This is a genomic window from Phreatobacter sp., from assembly GCF_030691135.1.
GTDB lineage: Bacteria > Pseudomonadota > Alphaproteobacteria > Rhizobiales > Phreatobacteraceae > Phreatobacter.
Genome location: NZ_JAUYFA010000013.1, coordinates 1 through 8,346 on the forward strand (window position 1 = coordinate 1; position 8,346 = coordinate 8,346).

9 protein-coding genes are annotated in these 8,346 nt (G+C 68.4%); 2 read left to right on the forward strand and 7 right to left on the reverse strand.

Annotated elements, in window-relative coordinates; translation table 11 throughout:
- Together Q8O26_RS02365 and Q8O26_RS02370 are read right to left on the reverse strand one after the other, a co-directional pair.
- A partial coding sequence (locus tag Q8O26_RS02365) for a hypothetical protein (protein WP_305573097.1) occupies positions 1-268 on the reverse strand: 268 nt, incomplete at its 3' end.
- 111 nt (positions 269-379) lie between these two features.
- Positions 380-955 carry a cupin domain-containing protein gene (locus Q8O26_RS02370; RefSeq protein ID WP_305573099.1) on the reverse strand — a complete coding sequence of 192 codons (576 nt, stop codon included), beginning with the start codon at positions 953-955 and terminating at the stop codon, positions 380-382.
- Positions 956-1,081: 126 nt separating this feature from the next.
- Here Q8O26_RS02370 and gabT point away from each other — a divergent pair, with 126 nt between their 5' ends.
- Both gabT and Q8O26_RS02380 read left to right on the forward strand, forming a co-directional pair.
- The gene (gabT, locus tag Q8O26_RS02375; RefSeq protein WP_305573101.1) at positions 1,082-2,368 is read left to right on the forward strand and encodes a 4-aminobutyrate--2-oxoglutarate transaminase; all 1,287 of its coding nucleotides are present in this window, start codon (positions 1,082-1,084) and stop codon (positions 2,366-2,368) included.
- Positions 2,369-2,559: 191 nt separating this feature from the next.
- Positions 2,560-5,808, forward strand: coding sequence for a PAS-domain containing protein (locus tag Q8O26_RS02380; RefSeq protein ID WP_305573103.1), 3,249 nt, complete (start codon positions 2,560-2,562; stop codon positions 5,806-5,808).
- Between the two features lie 6 nt (positions 5,809-5,814).
- Here Q8O26_RS02380 and Q8O26_RS02385 read toward each other — a convergent pair whose 3' ends face one another.
- From Q8O26_RS02385 to Q8O26_RS02405, 5 genes are all read right to left on the reverse strand, one after another.
- On the reverse strand, positions 5,815-6,456 hold the full coding sequence (locus Q8O26_RS02385; protein ID WP_305573105.1) for a flavin reductase family protein: 642 nt from the start codon (positions 6,454-6,456) through the stop codon (positions 5,815-5,817).
- A 29-nt stretch (positions 6,457-6,485) separates the two neighbouring features.
- Positions 6,486-6,914 carry a copper chaperone PCu(A)C gene (locus Q8O26_RS02390; protein WP_305573107.1) on the reverse strand — a complete coding sequence of 143 codons (429 nt, stop codon included), beginning with the start codon at positions 6,912-6,914 and terminating at the stop codon, positions 6,486-6,488.
- A 5-nt stretch (positions 6,915-6,919) separates the two neighbouring features.
- The gene (locus Q8O26_RS02395) at positions 6,920-7,429 is read right to left on the reverse strand and encodes a copper chaperone PCu(A)C (protein ID WP_305573109.1); all 510 of its coding nucleotides are present in this window, start codon (positions 7,427-7,429) and stop codon (positions 6,920-6,922) included.
- Between the two features lie 39 nt (positions 7,430-7,468).
- Positions 7,469-7,810 carry a hypothetical protein gene (locus Q8O26_RS02400; protein ID WP_305573111.1) on the reverse strand — a complete coding sequence of 114 codons (342 nt, stop codon included), beginning with the start codon at positions 7,808-7,810 and terminating at the stop codon, positions 7,469-7,471.
- A 72-nt stretch (positions 7,811-7,882) separates the two neighbouring features.
- A partial coding sequence (locus Q8O26_RS02405; RefSeq protein WP_305573112.1) for a DUF2155 domain-containing protein occupies positions 7,883-8,346 on the reverse strand: 464 nt, incomplete at its 5' end.

Genomic DNA, 8,346 nt, shown 5'->3' on the forward strand with positions numbered 1-8,346 from the left:
GGGCCTCGGGTGCCGCCTGCTGGCCGCGACGTGTCGCCCGTGGCGCCTGGGACGAGGGCTGGCCGCGCCGCTGCGTCGCCGCTCCCGGCCGGGCCCGCTCGCCGCCCCGTCCGGCATTCTGCCCGCCGCCGAGGGAACGCAGCCCCGACCCGAGATCGAACTGTGCCGCGGCGCTGCGCACGTCGACGGCGGTCAGCGTCGCCGTCCCCAGGAAGGTGGCCATGAGGCTGGCGAGGACGCGGCTTCCGGACGTATGGTTGATGGCCATGGGAGCCCCCCTGGAGTCTGACGGACAGCTTGCCTTAGGCCCTCGGTGTTTCCAACAGGCGTCGGACCGTCCGGTCCCATGTTGCGCGGCCGCGACGACGGCCGCTCCGTCCTACAGATAGGGCGGCGTGCAGGCGCTCACGACCTCGCAGGGCTCGTCGCCGACATTGCGGAACCGGTGCGGCTGCGTGCTGTCGAACAGATAGGCCTCGCCGGCCTGCAGCACCCGCACGGCATCGCCGACCGTCACCTCCAGCGTGCCGGAGATCACGACACCGCCTTCGCGCGAATGGTGGGAGAGCATGTCGGCGCCCGTATCCGCGCCGGGTTCATAGCGCTCGTGCAGGATCTGGAGGTGATGTGCATGGGCATCGCCGATCTGCCGGAACACCATGCGACCGGCGCCCTGCTGCATGGCGCCGGGCAGGATGGAGGTGAGATCGACGAGTTCGCCAGCGGCGAAGAACACCTTGTCGGCGCTCGGCCGCGGCGGCGTGAAGAAATCGACGAAGCTGATCGCCAGGCCGTCCAGCACCTTGCGCAACGAGGCGACCGAGGGGCTCGACTTGTTCTGCTCGATGGTGGCGATCAGCCCGTGCGGCACGGCCGCCCGCGCCGCGAGATCGCGTTGTGACAGCCCGGCCTGCTGCCTCAGTTCCCGCAGCCGTGCTCCTACGTTGAAATCCACCGCGCCCCGCCTCCCTGACGACCCCCGGCCAACATAGTTGCCCTGCATTTTCCCGTCTGCTCAAAATTTTGAGCAAGAGTTACTGATCCGCTCGTCCCGTCGTCGGACCGAGCCCGGAGAGCCGTCATGTCCAGGAACACAGCCCTCGCGACACGCCAGCACGACGCCGTTCCGCGCGGCGTCGCCACCAAGGGCATCTATGCGACGCGCGCCGAGAACGCGACGCTCTGGGACGCCGACGGCAAGGAATACATCGATTTCGCCGCCGGGATCGCCGTGCTCAACACCGGCCACCGTCATCCTGCGATCATGCAGGCGGTGAGGGACCAGCTGGAATCCTTCACCCATACCAGCTTCAACGTCGCTCCCTACGAGAGCTACATCGCGCTCGCCGAGCGGCTGAACAAGCTCGCCCCCGGCGACTTCGCCAAGAAGACGCTCCTCGTCACCACCGGCGTCGAGGCGGTCGAGAACGCCGTCAAGGCGGCGCGCCATTTCACCGGCCGGTCGGCCATCATCGCCTTCTCCGGCGCCTTCCACGGCCGCACGATGATGGGCATGGCGCTCACCGGCAAGGTGCATCCCTACAAGAAGGGCTTCGGCCCGATGCCGGCGGATGTCTATCACGTCGCCTTCCCGAAGACCTATCACGGCCTCGACACGGCGGCCGCCATGGCGAACCTCAGGCAGCTTTTCGCCGCCGACGTCGAGCCGGCGCGCGTCGCCGCCATCATCGTCGAGCCGGTGCAGGGCGAGGGCGGTTTCTACATCGCGCCCTTCGACTTCCTGCGCGAACTCAGGACGGTCTGCGACCAGCACGGCATTCTCCTCATCGTCGACGAGATCCAGACCGGCATCGCCCGTACCGGTCGCATGTTCGCGATGGAACATGCCGGCGTCGTCCCCGACATCGTCACCATGGCAAAGGGCCTCGGCGGCGGCTTCCCGCTCTCGGCCGTCACCGGCCGGGCCGACGTGATGGATTCCGCCCAGGCCGGCGGCCTCGGCGGAACCTATGCCGGTTCGCCCGTGGCTGTCGCCGCAGCCCATGCCGTGCTCGACGTGGTCGAGAAGGAGGGCCTCTGTGCCCGCGCCACGAAGATCGGCGACATGATGCAGGCGCGCCTCAAGGACATGGCCGAGCGCAACATGTTCAACTGCATTGGCGACGTCCGCGGCCTCGGCGCGATGGTCGCCTTCGAACTCGTCAAGGACCGCGAGACGCGCGAGCCCGATGCGGCGCTCACCAATGCGCTGATCGCCAAGGCAGAGGAGCATGGCCTCATCCTCCTCTCCTGCGGCCCCGACGCCAACGTCATCCGCCTGCTCGCCCCGCTGACCATTCCGGAAGAGCAGGTGCGGCGCGGCCTCGACATCATCGAGCAGTCGCTCGCCGCCGTCGTCTCCGCCTGAACCGGTCGGCACCCCGGGGCGGTCATCGGCCCCGCCGGGCACCATCGTCGCGGAAACGGGAGCATGACCCCGTTTTTCGCGGAGATGAATTTCCTCCATTAACCGCTTGTTCGTCGGATAGCCCGTAACTATGGCCGTTGGGCCTCGGAGGGCGGCTTGTGGGCGTGACGCGCAGGGAATCAGCCGCTCGGATGGACCGCCGCGGAAGCGCCGCCGCGGCGCCGTCGATCGATTACCGCGACATCGCGCTCGAATCCGTGGCGCATGGCTTCTGCGTCTTCGATTCCGACCTCACCATCCGTCTGGCCAACCGCCGGATGCTCGACCTCTTCGGCATGCCCGAGGAGGTCATCGGCTTCGGTGCCTCCATGTATGGTCTGCTGCGCTACAGCGCCGAACAGGACCGTCTGGGCGGGGTGTCGCTCGAGCAGGCCTGGATCGAGCGCCTCGCCCTGTTGGCAAGGCGCCAGCCCTTCTCGCGCCGCGAGCGCTTTTCGGACGGCCGTGTCGTCTCGATCAGCTATCAGCCGGCACCCGAAGGCTGCTGGGTTGCCATTCATCACGACATCACCGCCCAGCAGAAGCTGGAGGACGAACTCCGCTCCCAGGCGACGATCTTTCGGGAGGCGCTTGAGAACATGTCGCATGCGCTGGCCGTCTTCGATTCCTCGAAGCGGCTCGTGGTGTGCAACAGCCGCTATCCCGCGATGTATGGCTACAATCCCGGCGAGATCAGGCCGGGAATCCACCTGCACCAGATTTTCGCCCTCGGCCTTGAGCGTGGAATTTTCACAGGCGTCACGCTGGAGAACCTGATCCAGGAGGCCGACAGGAACATCGCCGCCGGCAGCGAAGTAACCGGCCGCCGCCGTCTTCCGGGCGGGCGCTGGATCAACACCCGCGCGAACGCCACCCCGGATGGTGGCTGGATCTTCACCGCCGAGGACGTCACCGATCGCGAACTGGCCGTGCAGGCCCTCAACGAACAGCATCAGCGTTTCGACGCGGCTCTGAACGCCATGCCACAGGCGCTCTGCATGTTCGACGCCGACCAGCGGCTGATCGTCCGCAATACCAATTACATCACGCTGTTTCGCGCCGATCCTGCAGTGGTCAAGGCCGGCATCACCCTGCGCGAGATCTTCGACCACGGGGTTCAGATCGGCAACTATCCAGGGATGTCCGCCGACGACCTGGTGGCGCGCCGCCTCGAAGCCATCGCCAGGGCCGACGGCAACGCCTACGATCAGGCGATGACCGACGGCCGCATCATCGCGGTGTCGGTGGAGTCCATGGAGGGCGGCGGCTGGCTCGGCATGTTCGAGGACGTGACCGAGCGCCGCCACGCCGAGCGCGAGCGCGCCCTCGCCGTGGCCGCCATGCTCGAGCAGAACATCCTGATGGACGCCACGCTGGAGACCATGGCGCAGGGGCTCTGCGTCTACGACCGCGAGTTCCGCATCGTGGTCCTCAACCGGCGCTACCTGGAAATCTATGGCCTGACCGAAGACGAGGTCCGGCCGGGTATGACCATGCGCGAGGTCATGGAGTGCAGCGTCACCAACGGGGCGCATCTGGCGGGCAAGGATGTCGAGACCGTCTACCAGGACTTCGTCCGCACCCTGATCGAAAACAAGGAACCGATTCTCCAGCGTCACATGGCGGACGGACGCATCATCGCGGTCCGGGCCCAGCCCATGGCCAATGGCGGCTGGGTCACGACATTCGAGGACATCACCGCCCGCGAAAGGGCCGCGCTCGAACTGCGCGAACAGCACCGCCGCTTCGACGCCGCGCTGAACAACATGGCCCACGGCCTGTGCATGCTCGACGAGGAGCTCAACCTCATCGTCTGCAACACGCGCTACCTCGACATGTACGGCATGTCGCCCGAGGTCGTGCGCCCCGGCGTGACCATGCGGACCATCGCCGAGCACAGCATTTCGCTGGGCAACTACACCGACGCGACGCCCGATTCGCTCCTGCACAGCTACCTCGAGCGGCTGCGCCGGGGTGAGTTCCTGTCGCACCGCCAGCTCGCCGACGGGCGCATCTTCAAGGTTCTCTACCACCCGATGCCGCATGGCGGCTGGGTGGCGATCCACGAGGACGTCACCGAGCGCCGCAAGGCGGAACAGCATATCGTCCACCTCGCCCACCACGATTCGCTCACCGGCCTGCCGAACCGCGTGCTGTTCCGTCAGCGCATGGCCGAGGGCCTTGCCGATGTCGGTCGCTCCGGCGCGCCCATGGCGCTGCTCTGCCTCGACCTCGACCACTTCAAGTCGATCAACGACACGCTCGGCCACCCGCTCGGCGATGTCCTGCTGACGCTCGTCGCCGGACGGCTGGGACAGGCGGTCGCCGGCGCCGGGACCATCGCCAGGCTGGGCGGCGACGAGTTCGCCATTCTCCTGCACCGTGCCGGCCGGCATGAGGCGGAGAGCCTGGCGACGCGCCTGGTGCGCGACATGTCCGAGCCGTTCGTGGTCGAGGGCCATCTCATCAACTCGGGGATCAGTGTCGGCATCGCGCTGGCGCCGCAGGACGCCACCAGCGGCGATCACCTGATGAAATGCGCCGATCTCGCGCTCTATCGCGCCAAGTCTGAAGGGCGGGCGATGTTCCGCCTCTTCGAGCCGCAGATGAGCCGCCGGCTCGAAGCGCGCCGTCAGCTCGAGCTCGACCTCAGGCAGGCGCTGCAGACCCACGAGTTCCACCTCGTCTTCCAGCCGCAGGTGGTCAGTGCCGATCTGCGCCTGGCCGGCTTCGAGGCGCTGATCCGCTGGGACCATGCGTTCCGCGGCGCCGTGCCGCCCGCAGACTTCATTCCTCTGGCCGAAGAGACCGGCCTGATCCTGGCGCTCGGCGAATGGGTTCTGGTTCAGGCCTGCACTGAGGCGGCGCGCTGGCCGGAGCCCATCCAGGTCGCCGTCAACCTGTCGCCGGTCCAGTTCAAGGACCGTTCGCTGGTCGAAACGATCCGCCGCGCCCTGAAGGAAACCGGGCTGAGGCCGGGCCGGCTCGAACTCGAGATCACCGAGGCGGTCCTGCTGCAACGGGACGACGTCACCATCGCCATGCTGCACGAGCTGCGCGCCCTCGGCGTGCGCATCGCCATGGACGATTTCGGTGTCGGCTACTCGTCGCTGAGCTATCTGCGCAGCTTCCCCTTCGACAAGATCAAGATCGACCGGTCCTTCATCGCCGATCTCGGCCAGAGCCGCGACAACGTCGCCATCGTCCGCGCCATGGCAGATCTCGGCTCCGGCCTCGGCATCGAGACCACGGCCGAGGGCGTGGAGACGGACGAGCAGCTCGCCATCGTCCGCCATTGCGGCTGCACCCATGTGCAGGGCTACCTCGTCAGCCCGCCGCGTCCGGCCGCCGACCTGCCGGCGCTCATCGCCCGTCTCGGGGCCGACGGCCTCACGGCCTGAAGCATGTCACAGGCCGGCGGGGCGCCGTCCCGCCGCCCAGGCCGCAGGGTCGATGCGCTCGAGGCCGAAGACGTCCTGCTGGCGCGCATAGAGATTGCCGAACAGCCGGCCGACCGGGCGGTACTGCGCCATGTCGACGTTGAAGCGTTCGTCCATGATGTCCTCGCGCACATGGACATGCACGACGCGTCCGATCAGCAGCTCCCGCTGCGGCCCGAAGTTCAGCGACAGTTCGCGCACGCATTCGAGGGCGGCCGGAGCCTCCGCGATGCGCGGCGGTGCGACCCGCTGTGACGCCGCCGTCGTCAGCCCGACGGCGCTGACCTCGGAGATGTCCGAGGGGAACTCGGTGGCACAGGCATTCATGGCGTCGGCCAGCGGCTCGTCGACGAGATTGACGACGAACTCCCCGGTCGCAGCGATATTGCGCGTCGTGTCCTTCGGCGAGCGGTCGGCCTTGTGCTGCAGGCCGAGAACGACCAGCGGCGGCGCCTCCGAGAAGACGTTGAAGAAGGAATAGGGCGCGGCATTGACCAGCCCCTCCCCGTTCACCGTCGAGACCAGCGCGATCGGCCGCGGCACCACGAGCGAGCAGAGGATCTTGTAGACCCGGTCGTCGGCCAGGCTGTCGAGGGCGATGGAGCGCATGGGATGCTTCCGGAAGCTTCGGTGTGGTCTCAGCTGGAATAGGGCGACCGCTCCACCCAGATCTCGACCTCCTTAGGGCCATTGCGCTCGAATACCAAGGTCAGCGCAAAGCGCTCGCGGACCCTGAGCGGTCGTTTGAGGCCGGTCAGCATGACATGCGGCCCGTCGGCGCGCATGCCAATCGGCCGACGCGGGATGATGTCCCACCGCGCTGTCGGCGGCTGGCCCGCCACCGGCACGAACTGGACCGCCTCGGCGACCGGCGTGCTGGCACCCGTCAGCGCGTCCGGCTGCCCCTGGACGACCGCCAGCGGCATGAAGGCGCGGGTGGTCGGCCCTTCGGACGGCAGGCACCAGGCATGGCCGATCATCAGGTCGCCATGGCGGTAGGAATGGGCGGCGGCCTCACCCGCGGCGAACGCCGCGGGCAGGGCCAGGAGGATGCGGCGGCTGACCATGGCCGTCAGTGCCGGGGAGCGCCGTGGCCGCCCGACGGTGCGGGGGCCCCGACGGGCGCGACGTTGTAGTCGATCTCGACGGTGCCGGCCTTCTCGAAGACCAGGGTGCCGCGCTGGGCCGCGCCGGTCCGGATCTGCTCCGACAGGTCCATGAACATCATGTGGTAACCGCCGGGGCGCAGCTGGACCGAGCCGCCGGCCGGAATCTCGATGCCGCCGCGCACCTCGCGCATCCGCATCATGCCGTCGATCGTCGTCATTTCATGCACTTCCACCCGCGGCGCGTTGGGGAACGTCCCGCCGACCAGGCGGTCGGGCGTGCTGCCGGTGTTGCGGATCACCATGAATCCGCCGGCGACCTTGGCGCCGCCCGGGGTCGCCCGGGTCCAGGGCGCCTCGATGATGAGCGGTCCGACACGGAAGGTCGCGACCTGGGGCGTGCCGTGGGTCTGGGCCTGCGCCAGGCCGACAGGCAGGAAGGCGGCCGCAGCCGCGAGAAGAAGACGTCTGTTCATGATCATGTCCCGATGAGAGGAGAGGGCTCGGCGGCAGCTTTACGCGGCGGCCGGCGGTGCTCTCGCGGCATGATCGAACGACAGAGGCGAGGTGATCCTGAACGCGCGGACGGCCTTCTGCCCCCGTTCCGCAGGGCCGTGCGCCGCGACGGGCGCTCCCGCCAGGGAAACGTGGTCGCCGTCCGGCGGCGGGGCGCCGAGGCAGTGATCGTCACAGGCGGCATGGGGTGCGGGCGCCGGCCTGTCCCTTTCCGGGCTGCAGAGCATCCCCTCCAGACTTCCCACCGCCAGGCGATGCGCCATGGCCGCCTGCGACAGCATTCCGTCGGCAGACAGGGCGAGGGCCAGGACAAGTGCGAGGGCGAGGCGCAGGTGGCGCATGCGGACCTTCTACGGGCGAGTGTCCCGCGGATCAATTCGGACACCCTGCGACGGATCGCGCCCCTTGAGGGGTCAGCGGCGCTGCGGGGGAGGCGCCTGCGGGGCGGGCGCCGCGGCGGCCGGAGCTGGTGCCTGGCCCTGGACTACCGGAGCGGCCTGTTTGCAGTCCGTCAGCCAGACATCATAGACCGAATGTTCGACACCGGAGAGACCCGGGCTCGCCGCGAACATCCAGCCGCCATAGATGCGGCGGACCTCGCCGTTGAGCGTCACCTCGTCGACCTCGACGAAGGACGTCGTCTGCGGCGTCTCCGTCGGCGGACGCGTGTAGCAGATGCGCGGCGTCACCTGCAGCGCACCGAACTGCACGGTCTCGTCGATGGCGACGTCGAAGCTGATGATCCGGCCGGTGATCTTGTCGAGGCCCGAGAAGACGGCCGTGGGATTGTTGAGCCGCTGGCGCGGCGGAGCGATCACCGTTTCGTCCGGGGCCGGCGCCACGGTCTCGCCGGGAAGCGCCTGGCGGCGTTCGCGCG